The sequence below is a fragment of the Streptomyces sp. NPDC092952 genome, assembly GCF_044754785.1.
Lineage (GTDB): Bacteria > Actinomycetota > Actinomycetes > Streptomycetales > Streptomycetaceae > Streptomyces.
Genome location: NZ_JBIVPT010000003.1, coordinates 468160 through 486545 on the forward strand (window position 1 = coordinate 468160; position 18386 = coordinate 486545).

Below are 18386 nucleotides of genomic sequence, written 5' to 3' on the forward strand. Positions count from 1 at the left end.
ACGGCGGCGATAGCCTGGTGGGAGGAGCAGGCAGGAGATCTCGTGTCCATGGGAACAGCCCCGAACCGGCAGGGTCCTGTTGTCGCGGTGGTCGCGCTCGGCGGCGCGACCGGCGCCTGCGCCCGGTACGGGGCGTCGCTGCTCTGGCCCACCGCCGCCACCGGATTCCCGTGGACGACGCTGGTCGTGAACGTGATCGGATGCGCGGTGATCGGCGCGTTCATGGTGGTGATCAGCGAGGCGTGGTCGGCGCACCGGCTGGTCAGGCCGTTCTTCGGCACGGGGGTGCTCGGCGGTTTCACCACCTTCTCCACCTACGCGGTGGACATCCAGCGTCTCGTCGACGGCGGCCGGGTCCGTGCCGCACTGGGGTATCTGGGACTGACCCTGCTCGCGGCGCTCACCGCGGTGTGGGGCGCGGTGTGGGCGACCCGACGCGTACTGGCCTGGAGGCGGCCATGACGACCACACCACGGACGGAACGGGCCCTGCGCCTGACGGTCCTCGTCGGCGAGTCCGACGGATGGCACCACCGGCCGGTCTTCACCGAGATCGTGCACCGGGCCCACCGGGCGGGGCTTCCGGGCGCCAGTGTGTTCCGGGGGATCGAGGGGTTCGGCACCTCCTCGATGATCCACACCCAGCGGCTGCTCTCGCTGAGCGAGGACCTGCCGGTGGCGGTCGTGATCGTCGACCGGGAGGACCGGATCCGGGCCTTCCTGCCGCGGATCGAGGAACTGGTGGAGGCCGGCGGGCTGGTCGTCCTGGACGAGTGCGAGATCGTCCGCTTCGACGGCGACGGCGGTAGTGGTGAGGGGGAGCAGGGCCGGTGAACTGGCTGCTGGTGATCGTCGGGGCCTCGGTCGGGGCCCCGCTGCGCTATCTGACCGACCGGGCGGTGCAGTCCCGTCACGACAGCGTCTTCCCGTGGGGCACGTTCACGGTCAATGTGGTGGGGTCGCTGATCCTGGGTCTGCTGACCGGCGCGGTGGCGGCCGGCGCCGCCTCCTCGCACGTACAGCTGCTGATCGGCACGGGACTGTGCGGGGCGCTCACCACGTACTCGACGTTCAGCTACGAGACGCTGCGGCTGGCGGAGGACGGGGCCCGGTCGTACGCGGTGGCCAATGTCGCGGGGAGCGTGGTGGCCGGGCTGGGCGCGGCGTTCGCCGGGGTGGAGCTGGCGCACGCCCTCTGGGCCTGAGAGCGGCCGGCGTCCCCTGCCACCGCGATGCGAGGCGGTGGCAGGGGAACGCCGTTGGGGAGGAGCCGTCACCGGGCGCCGGGCGATTCAACCCGTGGTGCGCGCCGGAGCGGTCCGTCAGGCGCCGACGCTAGGCAACGGCGCGCGCCCCGGCCCCGTCACCACGCCGCGCCCCGGCCCCGCGCCACCCCAACGGCGGTCAGCGGCCCCGGGGGAAGGCGGTGCGCAGCGCGGCGCCCCGGGTCAGGAACGCGATCCCGACGACGGGCAGGACGCAGACGGTCTGCACCGCCGCGTACCAGAGCGGGCAGACGCCCGGAACGAGATCGACGCCGACGATCGCGATCGGCATGACCGCGGACAGGGTGCCCAGCCGTTCGAAGGCCCGCCGGGAGCCCCGCTGGTCCGGGCCGTCCCGGAACGCGGCGACGGCCAGCCGGTGCATCACCACGGCGACCAGCGGCAGCAGCACCGCCCGGACCCACATGAACGTGTTGACCGGGTGACCGCCGGCCGCCACCACCGCGACGGCCGCCAGCGCGACGGCGCCGAGCACGCCGTACGCGGTGGCACAGCCGGTCACCCGGTCGGCGGCGCGCCGGAGTCCGGGGGTGGTGCGGGGCGTGGAGTGCGTGTCGGTTTCCATGCCTCTGACGCTAGGGAGCGCCCGGCGGCCGCGGTACGGGGCCGGCCCCACGGAAGAGTGGGGCCGGCCCCACTCCCCGGCGGCGCGCGGGCCCGGCATGATCCGGACGGAGGCCCTGGCGGCGGACGGAGGAGGGGACATGAGGCGGAACCCGGACGCATGGCCGGTGCGGGTCGGCGTGGGGTTCGTGCGGGCGTGCGCCGTGGCGGCCGTCGCGCTGGCGGTGCCGGCCGTGTGGGCGGCGGCGGTGGCGCTGGGCATCCGGTGGGGGGCGGGGAACCCGTGGTCCTGGCTCGCGCCCCTGGTGCTGGTGTGCGTGGGCACGCTCGGGCTGTCCCGGCCGGTGTGCCGGGCCGTCCGTCTGCTCGTCGCGCGCTGGACGGGGACGGCGATCCCGGCCGGGTACCGGCGGGCCGGTCCGGTGACGCAACTGTCCACCGGTCACTGGTGGAACGGCTTCGGCTACGAGCGCACCCGCCGCGACGCGCTGATGGACCAGCGGTGGCGGGTCCGGTGGGGCGACCCCGCCGTCCCGCGCGATCTGCGGTTCGTCCTGGTGCTCCCGTTCACCGCGGGCGCCGTCGCGGCCGTTCCGGCGGCCGGGGTGGCGGCGGCGCTGTACGGGCTCGGCCGGTCCGGGGGCGCCGGGTGGCTCGCCGGGGTGCTCGGGGTGGCGGTGGCCGTGGCCTCGGCCCCGTACGCCTGGCGGCCCCTCGCGCCGGTGGCCGTGCGCCTCCTGCGGCCCTCGGCCGCGATGGCGCTGGCGGAGCGGGTGGCGGAGCTGACCGCCCAGCGCGCCGACACCACGCTCGCCCAGGCCGCCGAGATCCGCCGGATCGAACGGGACCTGCACGACGGGGCGCAGGCCCGGCTGGTCTCGCTCGGGCTCTCCCTGGCGACCGCGGAGAAGCTGCTGGAGACCCGCCCCGAGCAGGCCAGGGCGCTGCTGCGGGAGGCCAGGGGCGGGGCCGCCGCCTCGCTGGCGGAGCTGCGCGAACTGGTCCGGGGGATCAGCCCGCCGGTCCTGACCGAGCGGGGCCTGGTCGACGCCGTCCGCGCCCTCGCCCTGGACATCCCCCTCGATGTGACCGTGACCGCCGACGCACCGCTGCGCCTGGACCCGCCGATCGAGTCGGCCCTCTACTTCGGCGTCGCCGAACTGCTGGCCAACACCGTCAAGCACGCCCGCGCGACCCGGGCCCGGGTCCGCTTCCTCCCGGCCGGGGAGGACCGCCCGGGTGTCGTCGTCGAGGTGGCGGACGACGGCCGGGGCGGCCTCGACGAACGGCCCGGCGGCGGACTCGACGGGCTGCGCCGACGCCTGGCGGTCTTCGACGGCACACTGGAGGCCGACGGCCCGCCGGGTGGCCCGACCCGAGTGAGGATGGCGGTGCCGTGCGAATCGTCGTAGCCGAGGACCTCTACCTGCTGCGCGACGGCCTGGTCCGGCTGATCGAGGCATACGGCCACGAGGTGGTGGCGACCGCGGCGACCGGGCCCGAGACGCTCGACGCGCTGCGGACCTGGCGCCCGGACGTGTCCGTCGTCGACGTCCGCATGCCGCCGACCCAGTCGGACGAGGGGCTGCGGGCGGCTCTCGCGGCCCGCGCCGAGACACCCGGGCTCCCGGTCCTGATCCTCTCCCAGCACGTCGAGCAGCTCTACGCCCGGGAGTTGCTGGCCGACGGCTCCGGGGGCGTCGGCTACCTCCTCAAGGAGAGCGTCTTCGAGGCGGACCAGTTCATCGACGCCCTGGAGCGGGTCGCGGGCGGCGGGACCGCCATGGACCCGGCCGTCATCGCGAAGCTGCTGGCCTCCACCGCGCCGGGCGGGCGGCTGGAGCGGCTCACCGACCGGGAGCGCTCCGTACTGGCCCTGATGGCCGAGGGGCTGTCCAACCAGGCGATCGGCCGTCAGCTCTTCCTCAGCGAGAGCACGATCGGCAAGTACACCACCTCACTGTTCGGCAAGCTCGGCATCGTCGACGACGACGACACCCACCGCCGGGTCCGCGCCGTACTCGCCTACCTGAACGCATCCTGACGATGCGTCAGGCACATTCCGTCCGTCGACCGAAAGGACCTTCCGTGCCGGACCGCCCCGCCCCCGAGACCCCGCGCCCCGTCACCCTCGTCACCGGCGGCAGCCGGGGCATCGGCGCCGCGACCTGCGTCCGCCTCGCCTCGGACGGCCACGACCTCGTGCTGGGCTACGTGCGCGACGAGGAGGCCGCCGAGCGGACGGCGGCGGCGGTGCGGGCCGCCGGGGCGCGCTGCGTCACCGTACGCGCGGACACCGCCGAGGAGGCCGACGTGGAACGGCTCTTCGACACCGCCGCCGAACAACTCGGCCCGCTCACCGGCCTGGTCAACAACGCGGGGGTGACCGGCCCGCTCGGGCGGCTCGCCGACACCTCCGCCGAGACCCTGCGCCGGGTCGTCGACGTGAACCTCCTCGGCTACCTGCTCTGCTGCCGCCGGGCCGCCAAGGACCTGGCCGCGAACGGGGGCGGCGCCATCGTCAACCTGTCGTCGGCCGCCGCCACCCTGGGCAGTCCGGGGGACTTCGTCCACTACGCGGCCACGAAGGCGGCGACGGACGCGCTGACGGTCGGCCTCGCCAAGGAGCTGGGCCCCGACGGCATCCGGGTCAACGCCGTCGCCCCGGGGATGATCGACACCGAGATGCACGCCATGGCCGGCGACCCGGACCGGGCGGTGGCGGCCGTCCCCGGCATCCCGCTCGGCCGGATCGGCGCCGCCCCGGAGATCGCCGCCGCGATCGGCTGGCTGCTGTCCGCCGAGGCGTCGTACGTGACCGGCGCGGTGCTGCGGGTCGCGGGCGGGCGGTAGCGGCGGCGGCCCCGCGAACGCCCGGCCCGTTCAGCCGCCCTTGTTGGCGCGCCGCTGCTTGGCGGCGGCGCGCGCCTGGGCCGTGGGCAGGTCCGGGCGGCGCGAGCGGCCCGGCTTCGCGGGACGGCTGCCCAGCCCCCGGAAGTGCGCACCGCCCCCGCCGGCACCACCACTGTTGCCGCCGCCGGTCCGTTCGCGGGTGGGGGCCGCGCCGTCGACCGGCACGCCCGAGGGCTCGCGCGCCCCGGTGATCCGGCCCAGCTCGTCGTCCCCGGGGCGGACCTTGGCGGTCTGCGGGGTGATCCCCGCCTCGGCCATCAGCCGTACCGTCTCCCGGCGCTCGGCCGGGAGCGCCAGCGTGACGACGGTGCCGAAGGCCCCGGCGCGGGCGGTGCGGCCGCCCCGGTGCAGGTAGTCCTTGTGGTCGCCCGGCGGATCGACGTTGACGACCAGGTCCAGCTCGTCGACGTGGATGCCGCGCGCCGCGACGTCCGTGGCGACCAGCACCGTGACCTGCCCGGCCCGGAACCGGTCCAGCGTGCGGGTGCGCTCCTGCTGGGACTTGCCGCCGTGCAGCGCGGCGGCCCGTACGCCGCTGCCGAGCAGATGGGCGGTGAACCGGTCCGCGGCGTGCTTGGTGTGCAGGAACATGATCACCCGGCCGTCACGGGCCGCGATCCGGGTCGCGACGGCGAACTTGTCGGCGGGCCGGACCAGGAGCAGATGGTGCTCCATCGTCGCCACCGCACCGGCCACCGGGTCGGCCGCGTGGACCACCGGGTCGTGGAGGTAGCGGTCGACGAGCTGGTCGACGTCGCCGTCCAGGGTCGCGGAGAACAGCAGCCGCTGGCCCTGCGGCCGTACCAGGTCGAGCACTTCGGTGACCTGCGGCAGAAAGCCCATGTCGGCCATCCGGTCGGCCTCGTCCAGGACGGTGACGGCCACCCGGTCCAGCCGGCAGCTCCGGCGCTCGACGAGATCCCGGAGCCGGCCCGGCGTGGCGACGACCACCTCGGCGCCCTCGCGCAGCACGGCGGCCTGCGGCGCCACCGGCACCCCGCCGTACACCGTGGCCAGCCGCAGCCGCAGCGCCCGCGCGTACGGGGCGAGCGCCTCCGTGACCTGCTGGGCCAGCTCCCGGGTGGGCACCAGGACCAGGGCCAGCGGCCGGCGGGACTCGGCCCGGCTGCCCGCGGTACGCGCCAGCACGGCGAGCCCGAAGGCGAGCGTCTTGCCCGAGCCCGTCCGGCCCCGCCCCAGCACGTCGCGCCCCGCCAGGGCGCTCGGCAGGGTGGCCGCCTGGATCGGGAACGGGGTGGTGACGCCCTCGGCGGCGAGCACCGGCAACAGCGCGGCGGGCAACGCCATTTCGGCGAATCCGGTCCCGGAACCGGTGCTCGCGGAATCGGCACCGGCGGAATCGGCACCGTCGGCGCGGTCCGAATGCGGCATGCGGTCGTGATCGTGGTCGCGGTCCATGACGAGGAACCCTTCCTCACATTGTCGGGGCGGCTCGGGCGGACCGTCCGGAGCCCTCCGGTCCCGGCCGACCGGCCTCGTATCTCACGGCAAACCGCTGCTCGACCCCGAATAATAGCATGGCGAAATTTCGCCATTAAAGGCATTTGCCTATCGAATTGCGCATGAAGGGGGAAGGCGTGCAAATGCGCTTTCGGGGTCCACGGGGGAGGGGGAAAGGCTTTCCGGCCGGGTTCGGTGAATCAATTCCCTGCCCGGCGTGCGGCTCGAATCGTCCCGCCCCGGCGCGCGCCGGTGCGACCGCCCGGGTACGCCACGCCGGAGGGTGGTTGATGATCGGCCTGGTCGGCGGCCATAATGCGGGTGTAGCCCTTCATGCATCCCCCGTCGTGAAGGGCTACACCCATGCTCCGGGGGCCGGTCGCCCCAGATGCATGCATAATGCACTTTTTGTCCGTGGTGAATTCGCACGAACCGCGTTCTTTCACGGGCAGGGGACTCCCCTCGTGGTCCCCTGCCCGTGTTTTTTCGAGTTAACAGTGACGTAGCGTGTTTACGCAAGTCCGTTCCCGTGCCAGCCACCACTTCGGGTACGCCGCGTCAGCGTTCGTTACAGTACGAGCCCGTTGACCGAATCGATGACCGTGAGCACCGATCGAACGGAAGCGGCGGATACGTGGGGGGCCCGATGGACAGCGCCGAGGAACGCGCACCGGAACTGCGGACCTTGCAGCAGAAGGTCGAGTACATGGTGGAGAAGACTTTCCCGGGGCAGAAGATCTCGGGCCGCTTCTTCGCCGACCTCGTCAAGGAGCGCGGCGGCTCGCTCTCGCACAGCTATTTCTCCAACATCCTCGCGGGCAAGGTCACTCAGCCCTCCGAGGACATCCTCAAGGCGCTCGGCCTGGGCTTCGGCGTGGACTGGCGGTTCTTCAAGGAGGAGTCGGAGGTCGTCGACGACGTCGTGGCCGGGCTCCAGTTCCTCGCGATGCGCCGCACCGGGGAGATCAGCGGGGTGGCGGGGCGCGGCCTGGACGAGGACGGACTCCCGCCGGAGCTGCTGCAGTTCGCGCTCTCCCTGCTGCGGGAGTCCACCGGCCAGACCAAGGACCTGCCGGGGGCGCCGGGTACGGCCACCCCCGGCGGGTCGGGGAAGTAGCCCTCCATGTCCTTGCGTCAACTGCGGAAGGAGTGCGAGGCCGGGCTGGCCGACCTGCCGATACCCGCGCCCTTCTCCATCGACGCGCTGGTGGCGAACATGGAGGCGGCCCGCGGCCGCACCATCGTGCTGCACGAGATGCCCGACCGGCTGGCCCGGGTCAATGCCGCCTGCGGGCTGCGCCTGAAGACCGGCGGGACGAGCTTCGTGCTCTACCGCCGCAGGCCGACCGCGTACCAGACCCAGCACGTGATCCTGCACGAGCTGTGCCACGAGTGGTTCGACCACGGCACCTCGCTCGACCCGGAGCAGCTCCGCCGCCTGCTTCCGGTCTTCGACACCTCGCTGATCAACCGGGTGCTGGGCACCGGCCCCGCGACCGCCCCCGCGCCGTCCGCCCCGCCCCCGCCCGCGGTGACCGACCTCGCCGACGCGATCCGGTCGGGGGACGGCACCGTGCAGGCCCGCGCGCAGTACGACACCCACGACGAGCGGATGGCCGAGCTCGGCGCCTCGCTCATTCCCCGCATGGCCCTGGACGTGACGAGCGACGACATGGTGGGGCGGCTGGCCAACTCGCTCTCCCGCCCGGTCGCCAACCGCCGCCGCGGCCTGTTCCGCCGAGACTGACCCGCCGTCCCGTCCCCCACCCCCAAGGACCCCGCCGTGACCCCGCTCGACCTCGCCGGCTACCTCATAGCCGCCCTGATGACGGCCGTCGCCCTGTGGCGCATGCCCTCGGCCCTGTGGGGCGACGAGGAGGACAAGCGCCGCCGGGCCCTGTGGGGCTGTTACGCGGGCTTCGCCGCCGCCCTGTGGACCAAGACCCGGGCCGTGCGCATCGCGCTCAACGACAGCGCCGTCACCGACCTCGCCGTACTGATCAAGCACTACACGGCGACGATCGCGATCCTGGCGATCCTCAGCTACATCGTGGCGATCTACGGCCGCTACCCGGACGCCGGGGCCGTGCCGCGCCATGTCCGCTTCGCCCGCGCCATCCAGCAGGTGGCGGCCAAGGCGTCGATCGCCACGCTGATCCTGCTCACGGTGCTGTTCTTCACCGTCGTCGACCGCTCCGTGCCCTCGGACCGCTTCGTCTCCGACCACGCCGGGCAGTGGGGCGCCACGCTCTACATGAGCGTCTTCTACCTCTACCTCGGCGCCGCGTCGGCCGTCTGCGCGTACCAGTGGGCGCTGGCCACCGCCGGGGCCGGGACGCGCCATCTGCGCGTCGGCCTGGGGATGATGACGTTCGCGATGCTCATCGGCGTCGGCTACACCGTCAGCCGGACCCTGTTCCTCTGGGTCAGTGTCGTCGACACCCCGAGCGAGTCCTTCGCGCTCCGCTTCGACGAGATCACCGAGGCCGCCCAGCTGGTGCTGTTCGCCTTCTTCGCCGTGGGCGCCTCGATCCCGGCCCTCAGCAAGGTGCGGCGGCGCGCGAGACTCTGGCGGGCCCAGGTCCGACTGCACGGCCTCTGGCGCGAGTTGATGACCGCCTTCCCCGAGCAGCCCTTCGACCCGCCGGCCTCGCTGGTCCGCGACATCACCCGCTTCGGCACCCCCGCCGACCTGCGCGTGGACCGCTGGGCGGCCGACATCGCGGACGCGGTGGAGAAGCTGCGCCACTACGTGCCCGACACCCTGCTGCCCGCCGCGAAGGCCGCCGCCGCGGCGGACGGCGCCACCGCCCCGGACCGGGCGGGCCCGCTCACCGAGGCGTACTGGATCAAGGCGGCGCTCACCGCCCGCAACGACGGCGCCCCCGCCACCACCGCGGCGGCCGTGGAGACCCAGCACGCCACCGACCAGGAGGGCGAGGTGGCCTGGCTGGTCCGGGTGGCCACCGCCTACCGGACCGTCGACCAGGACCGTGCGGCGCGGGTGCTGGCGGACGCCACCACCCCTTCCGCCATCGAGGAGACCGCGTGACCACCACCGACGCCACCACGGAACCCACGGAGCCCACGGACATCGCGGAGGCTTCCGGCACCACCGGCACCGCCCGCACCGTCACCGACGTCTTCCAGCCCCGCAACGTCCTGCTCGTGGGCATGCTCGGCATCGGGCTGGCCGCCGCCGGCCACTGGACCGGACTGCTCTGGGGCTTCCTCGGGGCCCTCTGCGCGGGCCTGGTGCCCGCCGGGTACATCGAGTGGGAGCGCGGCCGCGGCACCTGGGGCGACCGCCATGTCGTCGACCGGACGAAACGGGCCCCGATCTTCTTCGTCATCCTCGGCTCCATCGGCGCCGGTTCGGTGGTGATGGTCCTCGGCCACGCGCCGACCGGCATCCTGCTGGCGATGCTGGCCCTGTGGGCGATGACCGTGGTCCTGCTGGCCGTCAACACGGTGTGGAAGATCTCGGTGGACGCGGCGGTGGCCTCGGCCGTCGTCGCGCTGCTCGCCGCGGTCCATTCGCCGTGGTGGCTGCTCGGCTACACGATGACGGTCGCGGTGTGCTGGTCGCGCGTGGCGCTCCGGTACCACACGGTCGCGCAGGTGATCGCCGGTGCGTCGCTGGGGGCCACCACCGCCACCGCGCTCCTCTTCGGCTGAGGCCGGGAGGCGGCTGAGTCCGAGGAGGCCGGGACCGGGGCTCCGCCCCGCCCGGATCTCCCGCTCGGCCGAAACCCGCCGCTGAACGGTCCGCCCGTGGGGTACGGCTTGCCCCGTGCCGAACTTCGAGATCACCATCGCCAGCGCCGACGACCTCGCCCTGCTCACCGAGTGGGCCCACGAGGAGGGCTGGAACCCCGGGCTGACCGACCGTCACGCCTTCCACGCCGCCGACCCCCACGGCTTCCTGATGGGACGGCTGGACGGCGAGCCCGTCTCCTGCGTCTCCGTCGTCCGCTACGGATCCGGCTTCGGGTTCCTCGGCTTCTACCTGGTCCGGCCGCACCTGCGCGGCCAGGGGTACGGGATCCGGACCTGGCGGGCCGGGATGGAGCGGATGGCGGGCCGCAACGTGGGCCTGGACGGCGTGGTGGCCCAGCAGGACAACTACCGCAAGTCCGGCTTCCGTTCGGCCTGGACGACGATGCGTTACGAGGGGCTGCCGCCCGCCCGGCCGGTCCCGGACGGGGTTGTGCTCGTCGACGGGCGGTCGGTCGCCTTCGACCGGCTCGCCGCGTACGACCGCCGCTTCTTCCCGGCCGAGCGCGACAGCTTCCTGGCCCCGTGGATCGCCCACCCCACCCGGGTCTCGCTCGCCGCCGTCCGCGACGGCGAGCTGTGCGGGCTGGCCGTGACGCGCCCCTGCCGGGCCGCCTCCCGCATCGGCCCGGTGTACGCGGAGTCGCCCGAGGTGGCCGGGGCGCTGGTCGGCGCGCTGGCGGCGGCCGATCCCGGGGTGCCGGTCGCGGTCGACGTGCCCGACGTCAACCCGGCGGCGGTGCGGCTCGCGGAGGAGCTGGGCCTGAGCCCGTCGTTCGAGACCGCCCGGATGTACACCGGGCCGGTGCCGGAGTTCGACCGTCCGGGCCTCTTCGGCGTCACCAGCCTGGAGCTGGGCTGACACCGGGACTCCACGGGCCGGCCCGGGTCAGGTGGCGTCGTACGTCTCCGGCCGGGCCGGGTCCGGCTCCCGGGGCCGGGTCCGGGAGGCGAGTACGGCTATGTCGTCCTCGGCGCCCGGACCGAACCGGTCCAGGACCCCGTCCAGCAGGGCGTCGAGGCTGCCGCCGGACGGCATGGCCAGCTCCCGCAGCCGGCGGACCGAGGTGTCGATGTCCTCGCCCCGCCGCTCCACCAGTCCGTCCGTGTACAGGAAGAGCACCGTACGGGGATCGAATTCCAGCCGGGTCGTCCGGTAGCCCCCGAACCCGGTTCCGAGCGGCGGCCCCACCGCGATCTCCTCGCACACCCGGGTCCCCGCGAGCGGATCGATCAGCACCGGCGGCAGATGCCCGGCGCTCGACACCTCGCAGGCCGCGCCGTACCGGTCGACGACGGCCAGCAAGCAGGTCGCGGCCCGGTCCAGCCCGGACCGTTCGACCATCCGGTCCAGCTGCTCCAGGATCAGGTGCGGCTCCAGCTCGTCGTCGGCGAACATCCGCAGCAGGGAGCGGTAGTGGCTCATGGCGACCGCCGCCTCCACCCCGTGCCCCATCACATCGCCCATCGCCTTCAGATGGCGCCCGTCCCGCAGCGGGATGACGTCGAACCAGTCGCCGCCCACCATCACGCTCCGGTCGGCCGGCAGGTAGCGGGTGGCGATCTCGATGTGCGGGTGCGGGGGGCGGGGCTCGGAGAGCAGGGAGCGCTGGAGCTCCAGGGCGATGGTGTGCTCGTGCGCGTACCGGCGGGCGTGGTCGAGGTCGACGGCGGCCCGCGCGGCCAGCTCCCGGGCTATCACCACGTCCTCGTCGGTGAAGACCGGCGAGTCGCCCGACCGGATCAGCCCGAGGACGCCGAGCGGACCGGCCCGCACCGCGACGGGCACGATGACCGCCGAGTGCAGTTGCAGGGCCCGGTAGGAGGCGAGCCGCGCGGGGCCGGGCGCGGAGCGCAGCAGCTGCTCGTCGGTGGTGTGGTTCTCCACCACCGGCTGGTTGGCCGCCAGGCAGCGCTGGACGGCCGCGCCCTCCTGGTAGTCGATGTACTCACCGGCCCGCCCGAAGCCGAAGCTCTCCAGGTCCTCCGCCAGCCCCGGCTTCGCCCGCAGCGCCGCCCGCCGCAGCCGCAGCACCCCCGGGGGCGCGGGCCGCACGGGCGCGGCGACGTCCGGCGGGAAGACCTCGACGATCGCGACGTCCGCCAGCCCCGGCACGACCAGTCCGGCCAGCTCGGCGCAGGTGGTGTCCATGTCGAGGGTGGTCCCGATCCGGGTGGACGCGGTGTCCAGCAGGTTCAGATGGCGGCGGGCCTGCTCCAGCTCGCGCTGGCGGCGGTCGGCGGCCATCACCTCCAGCACGATCGCGGCCACGCCGAGAACCCGGCCGCCGGACTCCAGGCGGTGGAAGGCCCCCTGCCAGTACCGCCGTACGGTCGTGTCGCGGGCGGTGAACCCGCTGACGGTGATCTCCCGGGGCTTCCCGTCCGCCAGCACCGCCCGGATCAGGTCCTCGCGCGCGTCGAGCCGGGGCAGCACCTCGTCGATGGTGTGGCCCAGGTGCTCGGAGGCGGGGATGCCGTTGATCCGTTCGAGTGCCGGGTTGATGTAGCGGTAGCGCAACTGGTCGTCGAGGACGGCCACCCCGGCCGTGGTGCCGTCGAGCAGCGCCGCCAGCGTCTGAGGATCGAGCAGTGCGGGGCGGTCGTCGTCGGCGTCGGCCCGGTGCGGGTCGCCGGCCCGGTTCAGGTCAGCGGGTGCGAGGTCCGGCCGGACGCCTCGTCGATCTCGTCGTGTGCCTTCGTCAGCATCTTCATCGCCAGCTCGTTGAGGGCCCTGGCCCCCGCGATCTCCTCGCCCACCCGTGGCTGGGACTGGTCGGAGGGGTGGCGGCTGGCGTAACCATGGGCCCGCACCTCGGACCCGTCCGGAAGCCGTACAAGGGCGGCCGCGCGGGTGCGGTGGGTGTCCTCCTCGAACTCCAGCTCCACATGCCATCCGACGGTTGTCATCACCATGACGATCACCTCGTTACCAGCGTGCGCCCGTTCCCCCGCCCGCGCACCACGGCCGAGCGTTGTCCACAGCCTGTGGACAACGGGTTCCGATGGCGCTCCGGCCGTGCTCCGGCCGCGCAACCCCGGCATAAAGGGCGCGTAAAAGATTGCCGGAACCCGGCAGTGACGGCCGGGTGTACGTATGGGACCATCCAGCCAGTTCGACGGAATTGTTTCGATGTCCGGCGTTCGGCGCTCGATGGATTCCTGGACCGGGGGGCCGGGGTACCGGGGGATCGGGGAGGGTGATGGTCGCATGAACGTGTTCCTGGGTCTCGGCATTGCCGGGATCGTGTTGCTCGTCCTGTCCCTGATCTTCGACGGGATACTCGAAGGTCTCCTCGGGGGCGTTCTGGACGGCCTGTTCGACGGGCTCCTCTCGCTCCCGGTCATCGCCGGGTTCCTCTCGATGCTCGGCTTCGGGGGCGCGATCGTGCTCGGTACCACCGGCGCCGGTACGGTCGTGGCGACCGCCGCCGGAGCGCTGGCCGGGCTGGTGGCGGCCTGGCTGACCTGGAAGCTGAGCCGGGCCCTGATGCGCGACCAGACCAGCGTCACCCCGCGCGGCGACGACCTCGTCGGCACCTCGGGCTCGGTCGTCACGGCCATCCCGGCCGAGGGGTACGGAGAGGTCCTGCTGAGCCTCGCCGGCCAGCCCGTGAAGCTCGCGGCGAAGAGCCCGACGCCGATCGCCCGGGGCACCGAGATCTGGGTGGAGGCCGCGCTGTCGACCACCTCGGTCGCCGTCCGCCCCGTCGAACACTGACCGCCACCGCACCGACCACCCACCGCGCCCGGACACGCACCCTCGCCCGAGCGCGGCGCACTGCCCGAACCTAGCTGCCGCCCCGAGAGGCGACAGGGGGGACACCTCATGAGCCCAGTCGTGACCGCGGTCGCCGGAGTCGTCGTACTCCTGGTGCTGCTCGCACTCGTCGTCATCACCCGCTACAAGGTCGCCGGGCCCAGCGAGGCGTTCATCATCACCGGCCGCCGGGGCAAGAAGTCGACCGACCCGGTGACCGGCCGGACCAGCATCGACAACAGCGGCCAGAAGGTCGTGGTCGGCGGCGGCGTCTTCGTCGTCCCGTTCGTCCAGCAGAAGTTCACCCTGGACCTCTCCAGCCGGCACATCCCGATCGCGGTGCGCGGCGCCGTCACCCTGCGCGGGGTCAAGTCCAACCTGGAAGGCGTCGCGATCGTCAAGGTCGGCGGCAGCGAGGAAGCGATCCGGGCCGCCGCCCAGCGCTTCCTCCAGCAGCAGGACGGCATCGTCGGCTTCACCCAGGAAGTGCTCTCCGGCGCGCTGCGCGCCATCGTCGGCCGGATGTCGGTCGAGGACATCATCCGGGACCGCGCCGCCTTCGCCGGACAGGTCGCGGAGGAGGCCGAGGCCAGCCTCTCCGGCCAGGGCCTGATCCTGGACGCTTTCCAGATCCAGGACATCACCACCGAGGGCTCCTACCTGGAGGACCTCGGCCGCCCCGAGGCCGCCCGCGCCAAGCAGGAGGCGGACATCGCCGAGGCGATCGCCAAGCGCGCCTCCGAGCAGGCCCGGCTGAAGGCGGCCGAGGAGATCGCCATCGCCGAGCGGACCTTCTACCTCAAGCAGGCCGAGATCAAGGCCGAGACGGAAGCCGCCGCCGCCCAGGCCAACGCGGCGGGCCCGCTCGCCGAGGCCGCCCGCCAGCAGGACATCCTCGCGGAGCAGGAGAAGGTCGCCGAGCGCCAGGCCGCCCTGACCGACCGCGAACTCGACACCAAGATCCGCAAGCCCGCCGACGCCGCCCGCTACCAGGCCGAGCAGGAGGCCGAGGCCCGCCGGATCGCCCAGGTCAAGGAGGCCGAGGCCGACGCGGAGCGCGCCCGGCTGACCGGTCAGGGTGAGAAGCTGCACCGTTCTGCGCTGGCCGACGCCGTCCGCATCGAGGGCGAGGCGGAGGCCGCGGCCATCGCGGCGAGGGGTTCCGCCGAGGCCGAGGCCATGCACAAGAAGGCCGACGCCTTCGAGCGGTACGGCGACGCGGCCGTGCTCCAGATGCTCGTCGAGGTGCTGCCGCAGGTCGTCGCCAAGGCGTCCGAGCCGCTCAGCGCGGTCGACAAGATGACCGTGATCTCCACGGACGGCGCGAGCCAACTGTCCCGCACGGTCACCGACAACGTCGCCCAGGGCATGGAACTCCTCAGCTCCACCACGGGAGTCGACCTCGGCGCCCTGCTCCAGAACCTCCAGTCCAAGTCCGGCAAGAAGCCCGGGACCCCGGCCCAGGCCCCGGCCCCGGCCGCCGAGACCCCCATCGAGATCACCGACTGACGAGGCGGCCACCGCACTGCCAACACCGTGTGCCCGGACGGGAGTCGACCGTCCGGGCACACCCATGTGCGCACGGCGCCCCCGGCTCAGTCCGCCAGATCGACCCGCACCGTCAGCAACTGCGTACCGACCGCCCGGACGACGGCACTGTTGTAACGCGGCAGGGTACGGAGCCGGGCCCGCGCGTCGTCCTCCGGCAGCGGGTGCGCCGTGCCTCTGTGCCAGCGCCCGCCGATCCGCACCCGCACCCGGGGATCGGCCTGGATGTTCCGGACGTACTGCGACTTCGTCCCGTACTCCGAGACCAGCCAGAACTCCTGCCCCACCTTCCGCCCCCCGACCGGCGTCCGGCGCGGCCGGCCGGAGCTGCGCCCCGTGGTCTCCAGCAGGATCTGCGCCTTCGACCGTCTGGCCAGCGGGTTGACGACGTTCCGCTGAAGCGCGGTGACCGCCTTGAACTTCAGCTCCCGAAAGTCCGCCATCGCGTACCCCTTCCGTGGCTCCACGCCTCCGTCCCCGCGAGCCTACGACCCGGCCCCCGCCCCCACCCCCCAGCCGAAACCGGGCGTGGCGCCCCGCTCACTGGCTCCCGGCCGCGACAGGTCGCGGACCGGACGGTCCCACCACCCGCTTCGAGAAGGCTCACTCCCGCCGCGCGAAATCCATGGCCCCGCATGTGCGGATTGCCAGGAGCACCGCGCGCGGCGAAGCGCCGGCGCGTGACGGAGTCAGGGAAGAGGGTGGCAGGTGATGTGGCCGCGTCAATAGAGTGACGGGATGGGACTCTTCAAGCGGAACAAGGCGACGTCCGGCCTGCTGCTCGTGTCCGACAGGGGCATCCAGCAGGTGAAGACCGCGTCGTACGGGATGGATCTCGTGCAGGAGGTCGCCCGTCTTCTCGGTTCGGAGCACATACGCTCCACCAAGCTCGGCGAGGAGCTCACCCTCTGGTACGCCGAGGAGGGCCCGGGTCGTGCGAGCTCCGGCCCTCCCAACCCTGTGGCCAGCCGGCTCGCGGCCGAGCACGGCGCGGCGCCCGTCACCGGTCCCGCGGTCGTCGCCGGTCCGCTGCTGTACGGCAGCCCGTACCCGCTGGGCGCCGAGGAGATCACGCAGGTCTCGGGGCGCCTGCACGGATAGCCGCGGCTCAGACGGCCATGGCCGCCACGATGCGTGGCAGGAGAACGGCGTTGGCGCTGCCGAGGGACACCCTCACCGCCTGCTGCCTGCCCCGCTCATGGATCCACACCAGGCCGTCCGCGACCTTGACGTCCGTGAGCGAACCCCAATCGGCCTCCATGACTCCGCGCAGCGTGAGCCCGCCGCGGTGCACGCGCATCTCGCCGATGCTGAACGACCCGCCGCGCCGGATCAGGTCGAGATGCTGCGCGAGCAGCCGGGGCTCAAGGACGCGCTGGGCGAACTCGACCAGGGCCAGCCACGCTTCGGGGGCCTCGGGCCGCTTTCCGCCCTTGCTCCAGGTCAGATTCTCCAGGCCCTTCGGTGAGCTCCCGTATCTGCCCACGCCGAACGTGTAGATATTGGTGTACATGGAGGGGAACAGGAAGCCCTGGTGCTTGGTCCGTGAGACGGGATACCGGACCCACTCGATCTCCTCCCAGGTCAGCGAGTCACCGCCGTACGTGATCCGCTGCTGGTCGGCGACCACGCGCGTCGTCCAGCCGACCGGACTGTCCACGAAGGGGCGCCCGGGGGCCTCCTGGCGCGGGGGTGCGGATCGCGGAGTCGCCGTGCGCAGGGATGCCGTGCGCTGGGATGCCGTGCGCGGGGATGCCGTGCGCGGGGATGCCGTGCGTCGGCCGTTCGCCCCGGCATAGGCCCGCAGCCACGCCGGTACCTCGGCCCGCGGGTAGGCGGCGAGGTCGTTGCGGTAGTGCCTGGGGGCGAGCAACTGCCCGTCGGGGAGCCGCTCGTCACCGTAGTCGTACTGGGTGGAGACCTGGGCCTGGCCGCCGGGCCCCTGGGTGACGGCGACCAGCAGACGCAGCCACGGTCCGGCCGGCATGGCGGCCGCGAGGTGGCGCTGGCGGCGTACGAGGAGGGCTATCTGCTCCGGCACCCGTGCCTCTATGGGCTGTTCGTGCTGCCAGAAGCACAGATCGGCCGTCTCGGCGGAGACGGCGCAGGAGAATGCCGCCACCATGCGTTCCCACCGCTGTGGTCCGCACAGCGCCAGCTGGCGGGCGATCTCGTCGGTCAGCGCGGTCACGCGGGCCGCCGTCATGTCCTCGGGCGGGGTGCCGACGACGGTGAAGTCGGTGGTCGCGCCCGGCTGCCCGGACCGGGCATCGAGGCGCTCGAACTCCGCCTTGAGGTCGTTCATGAACGCCTCCTCGGCGGGCGCACGCCGTACGAAGGCCTCCTCCGCGGTGAACAGGGCGTCGGCCTGTCCGGGCGGGATCGCGGAGGTGACCTCCTTGATGCGCCCCGTGTCGCCGACCATGAACACCGAACGGCCGACGGGCATGTCGAGGAAGGCCATGGGATCGCTGTCGTCGACGTCGACGGGCGCGTAGACGCTCCAGCCCGCGGCGAACCGATCCGCGGCCAGGCCCTGGAGCGGGTAGTCCAGGCCTCCGGTGGCGATGTGCTCCTGGACCAGGGCGATGGCGCGCTGTTCGTCGATGCGTCCGACGGCACCCGGCTGCGGGGCCCTGCCCAGCGGATGGTTCGGGTCCGCCCCGTCCGGGCCCGGGTAGTGGTGGGTGAGCTCGAACCACAGGCGCATCTCGTCGGTGGTCACCGCGTCGGTTCCGGGGCTCACGGCGTCCCATGTGCCTCCGGGGTCGCGGGCGTAGAGCCCGACGGACTCCCCCTGGGAGACGGTCACGTAGTCGCAGGCATGGAGATCTCCGTACGCGGCGATCATGGCGAGCGATGGCGCGGCGGGGCGTTCCTCGCGGGCGATCTCCCTGCCGTCCATGCGCGTCGCGGCCAGTACATGACGGGGCATCAGCACAACTCCCTTGCAAACACGGGGCACGACCGTAGCCCAGGGCGACCATCATGGTGAAGATCCGGGGCCGCCGCCTCCTGCGAAGTTCCGCCGCGGCACCAACCGCATCACCGACGTCGTCAAGGCAGTTCCCGTCCCTC

The 18386-nt window shown here is 73.1% G+C and carries 20 protein-coding genes; 14 read left to right on the forward strand and 6 right to left on the reverse strand.

The window, feature by feature from the left end:
* The first annotated feature begins 48 nt into the window (after window positions 1-48).
* From crcB (ACIQGQ_RS09915) to crcB (ACIQGQ_RS09925), 3 genes are read left to right on the forward strand one after another with little or no spacing between them, the layout of a single operon-like run.
* Complete coding sequence (crcB, locus tag ACIQGQ_RS09915) at window positions 49-462, forward strand: fluoride efflux transporter CrcB (protein WP_402392927.1); 414 nt, start codon at window positions 49-51, stop codon at window positions 460-462.
* Complete coding sequence (locus ACIQGQ_RS09920) at window positions 459-833, forward strand: DUF190 domain-containing protein (protein WP_402392929.1); 375 nt, start codon at window positions 459-461, stop codon at window positions 831-833. Before crcB (ACIQGQ_RS09915) ends, ACIQGQ_RS09920 begins: the two co-directional genes overlap by 4 nt.
* Window positions 830-1204, forward strand: coding sequence for a fluoride efflux transporter CrcB (gene crcB / locus ACIQGQ_RS09925; protein WP_402392931.1), 375 nt, complete (start codon window positions 830-832; stop codon window positions 1202-1204). Before ACIQGQ_RS09920 ends, crcB (ACIQGQ_RS09925) begins: the two co-directional genes overlap by 4 nt.
* A gap of 199 nt (window positions 1205-1403) precedes the next feature.
* Here the strand turns inward: crcB (ACIQGQ_RS09925) and ACIQGQ_RS09930 are convergent, their stop codons facing one another.
* The gene (locus ACIQGQ_RS09930; protein ID WP_402392934.1) at window positions 1404-1850 is read right to left on the reverse strand and encodes a hypothetical protein; all 447 of its coding nucleotides are present in this window, start codon (window positions 1848-1850) and stop codon (window positions 1404-1406) included.
* A 139-nt stretch (window positions 1851-1989) separates the two neighbouring features.
* On the opposite strand from ACIQGQ_RS09930, the gene ACIQGQ_RS09935 reads away from it, so the two are divergent.
* Genes ACIQGQ_RS09935 through ACIQGQ_RS09945 form a run of 3 tightly spaced genes read left to right on the forward strand, consistent with a single transcriptional unit; the run spans window position 1990 to window position 4702 of the window.
* A complete protein-coding gene (locus tag ACIQGQ_RS09935; RefSeq protein WP_402392937.1) occupies window positions 1990-3261 on the forward strand; it encodes a sensor histidine kinase in 1272 nt (423 codons plus the stop codon).
* Window positions 3246-3893: a LuxR C-terminal-related transcriptional regulator gene (locus ACIQGQ_RS09940; protein WP_402392940.1), complete on the forward strand. Its 648-nt coding sequence runs from the start codon at window positions 3246-3248 to the stop codon at window positions 3891-3893. Before ACIQGQ_RS09935 ends, ACIQGQ_RS09940 begins: the two co-directional genes overlap by 16 nt.
* Window positions 3894-3937: 44 nt before the next feature.
* Window positions 3938-4702 carry an SDR family NAD(P)-dependent oxidoreductase gene (locus tag ACIQGQ_RS09945; RefSeq protein ID WP_402392942.1) on the forward strand — a complete coding sequence of 255 codons (765 nt, stop codon included), beginning with the start codon at window positions 3938-3940 and terminating at the stop codon, window positions 4700-4702.
* Window positions 4703-4732: 30 nt separating this feature from the next.
* Here ACIQGQ_RS09945 and ACIQGQ_RS09950 read toward each other — a convergent pair whose 3' ends face one another.
* Window positions 4733-6181: a DEAD/DEAH box helicase gene (locus ACIQGQ_RS09950; RefSeq protein WP_402392945.1), complete on the reverse strand. Its 1449-nt coding sequence runs from the start codon at window positions 6179-6181 to the stop codon at window positions 4733-4735.
* 688 nt (window positions 6182-6869) lie between these two features.
* Here ACIQGQ_RS09950 and ACIQGQ_RS09955 point away from each other — a divergent pair.
* From ACIQGQ_RS09955 to ACIQGQ_RS09975, 5 genes are all read left to right on the forward strand, one after another.
* A complete protein-coding gene (locus ACIQGQ_RS09955) occupies window positions 6870-7340 on the forward strand; it encodes a hypothetical protein (RefSeq protein ID WP_402392948.1) in 471 nt (156 codons plus the stop codon).
* 6 nt (window positions 7341-7346) lie between these two features.
* Window positions 7347-7970: a toxin gene (locus ACIQGQ_RS09960; protein ID WP_366288839.1), complete on the forward strand. Its 624-nt coding sequence runs from the start codon at window positions 7347-7349 to the stop codon at window positions 7968-7970.
* Between the two features lie 36 nt (window positions 7971-8006).
* On the forward strand, window positions 8007-9275 hold the full coding sequence (locus tag ACIQGQ_RS09965; protein WP_402392950.1) for an MAB_1171c family putative transporter: 1269 nt from the start codon (window positions 8007-8009) through the stop codon (window positions 9273-9275).
* Window positions 9272-9901, forward strand: coding sequence for a hypothetical protein (locus tag ACIQGQ_RS09970; RefSeq protein ID WP_402392952.1), 630 nt, complete (start codon window positions 9272-9274; stop codon window positions 9899-9901). Before ACIQGQ_RS09965 ends, ACIQGQ_RS09970 begins: the two co-directional genes overlap by 4 nt.
* Before the next feature lie 115 nt (window positions 9902-10016).
* Window positions 10017-10862 (forward strand): GNAT family N-acetyltransferase, encoded by an 846-nt coding sequence (locus ACIQGQ_RS09975; protein WP_402392955.1) that lies wholly within the window; start codon window positions 10017-10019, stop codon window positions 10860-10862.
* A 27-nt stretch (window positions 10863-10889) separates the two neighbouring features.
* Here ACIQGQ_RS09975 and ACIQGQ_RS09980 read toward each other — a convergent pair whose 3' ends face one another.
* Both ACIQGQ_RS09980 and ACIQGQ_RS09985 read right to left on the reverse strand, forming a co-directional pair.
* Complete coding sequence (locus ACIQGQ_RS09980) at window positions 10890-12593, reverse strand: SpoIIE family protein phosphatase (RefSeq protein WP_402393432.1); 1704 nt, start codon at window positions 12591-12593, stop codon at window positions 10890-10892.
* Window positions 12594-12643: 50 nt separating this feature from the next.
* Window positions 12644-12916, reverse strand: a complete 273-nt coding sequence (locus ACIQGQ_RS09985) for a DUF1876 domain-containing protein (protein WP_352274215.1) — start codon at window positions 12914-12916, stop codon at window positions 12644-12646.
* A gap of 295 nt (window positions 12917-13211) precedes the next feature.
* On the opposite strand from ACIQGQ_RS09985, the gene ACIQGQ_RS09990 reads away from it, so the two are divergent.
* Together ACIQGQ_RS09990 and ACIQGQ_RS09995 are read left to right on the forward strand one after the other, a co-directional pair.
* Window positions 13212-13721 (forward strand): hypothetical protein, encoded by a 510-nt coding sequence (locus ACIQGQ_RS09990; RefSeq protein WP_366288847.1) that lies wholly within the window; start codon window positions 13212-13214, stop codon window positions 13719-13721.
* A 108-nt stretch (window positions 13722-13829) separates the two neighbouring features.
* A complete protein-coding gene (locus ACIQGQ_RS09995; protein WP_352274217.1) occupies window positions 13830-15269 on the forward strand; it encodes an SPFH domain-containing protein in 1440 nt (479 codons plus the stop codon).
* An 86-nt stretch (window positions 15270-15355) separates the two neighbouring features.
* Here ACIQGQ_RS09995 and ACIQGQ_RS10000 read toward each other — a convergent pair whose 3' ends face one another.
* Window positions 15356-15751, reverse strand: coding sequence for a nitroreductase/quinone reductase family protein (locus ACIQGQ_RS10000; protein WP_402392958.1), 396 nt, complete (start codon window positions 15749-15751; stop codon window positions 15356-15358).
* Between the two features lie 295 nt (window positions 15752-16046).
* Here ACIQGQ_RS10000 and ACIQGQ_RS10005 point away from each other — a divergent pair, with 295 nt between their 5' ends.
* Entirely contained in the window at window positions 16047-16409 is a 363-nt protein-coding gene (locus ACIQGQ_RS10005) for a hypothetical protein (protein ID WP_402392960.1), read from the forward strand.
* A 7-nt stretch (window positions 16410-16416) separates the two neighbouring features.
* On the opposite strand, the gene ACIQGQ_RS10010 is transcribed toward ACIQGQ_RS10005, so the two are convergent.
* Complete coding sequence (locus ACIQGQ_RS10010) at window positions 16417-18243, reverse strand: hypothetical protein (RefSeq protein WP_402392962.1); 1827 nt, start codon at window positions 18241-18243, stop codon at window positions 16417-16419.
* Window positions 18244-18386 lie beyond the last annotated feature (143 nt).

What these genes read in the sequence shown, in the direction of transcription:
- crcB (WP_402392927.1), top strand. Translation starts at nt 49, where the DNA reads ATGGGAACAGCCCCGAACCGGCAGGGTCCTGTTGTCGCGGTGGTCGCG.
- ACIQGQ_RS09920 (WP_402392929.1), top strand. Translation starts at nt 459, where the DNA reads ATGACGACCACACCACGGACGGAACGGGCCCTGCGCCTGACGGTCCTC.
- ACIQGQ_RS09930 (WP_402392934.1), bottom strand. Translation starts at nt 1,850, where the DNA reads ATGGAAACCGACACGCACTCCACGCCCCGCACCACCCCCGGACTCCGG.
- ACIQGQ_RS09935 (WP_402392937.1), top strand. Translation starts at nt 1,990, where the DNA reads ATGAGGCGGAACCCGGACGCATGGCCGGTGCGGGTCGGCGTGGGGTTC.
- ACIQGQ_RS09950 (WP_402392945.1), bottom strand. Translation starts at nt 6,181, where the DNA reads ATGGACCGCGACCACGATCACGACCGCATGCCGCATTCGGACCGCGCC.
- ACIQGQ_RS09955 (WP_402392948.1), top strand. Translation starts at nt 6,870, where the DNA reads ATGGACAGCGCCGAGGAACGCGCACCGGAACTGCGGACCTTGCAGCAG.
- ACIQGQ_RS09960 (WP_366288839.1), top strand. Translation starts at nt 7,347, where the DNA reads ATGTCCTTGCGTCAACTGCGGAAGGAGTGCGAGGCCGGGCTGGCCGAC.
- ACIQGQ_RS09985 (WP_352274215.1), bottom strand. Translation starts at nt 12,916, where the DNA reads ATGGTGATGACAACCGTCGGATGGCATGTGGAGCTGGAGTTCGAGGAG.
- ACIQGQ_RS09990 (WP_366288847.1), top strand. Translation starts at nt 13,212, where the DNA reads ATGAACGTGTTCCTGGGTCTCGGCATTGCCGGGATCGTGTTGCTCGTC.
- ACIQGQ_RS09995 (WP_352274217.1), top strand. Translation starts at nt 13,830, where the DNA reads ATGAGCCCAGTCGTGACCGCGGTCGCCGGAGTCGTCGTACTCCTGGTG.
- ACIQGQ_RS10000 (WP_402392958.1), bottom strand. Translation starts at nt 15,751, where the DNA reads ATGGCGGACTTTCGGGAGCTGAAGTTCAAGGCGGTCACCGCGCTTCAG.
- ACIQGQ_RS10005 (WP_402392960.1), top strand. Translation starts at nt 16,047, where the DNA reads ATGGGACTCTTCAAGCGGAACAAGGCGACGTCCGGCCTGCTGCTCGTG.
- ACIQGQ_RS10010 (WP_402392962.1), bottom strand. Translation starts at nt 18,243, where the DNA reads ATGCCCCGTCATGTACTGGCCGCGACGCGCATGGACGGCAGGGAGATC.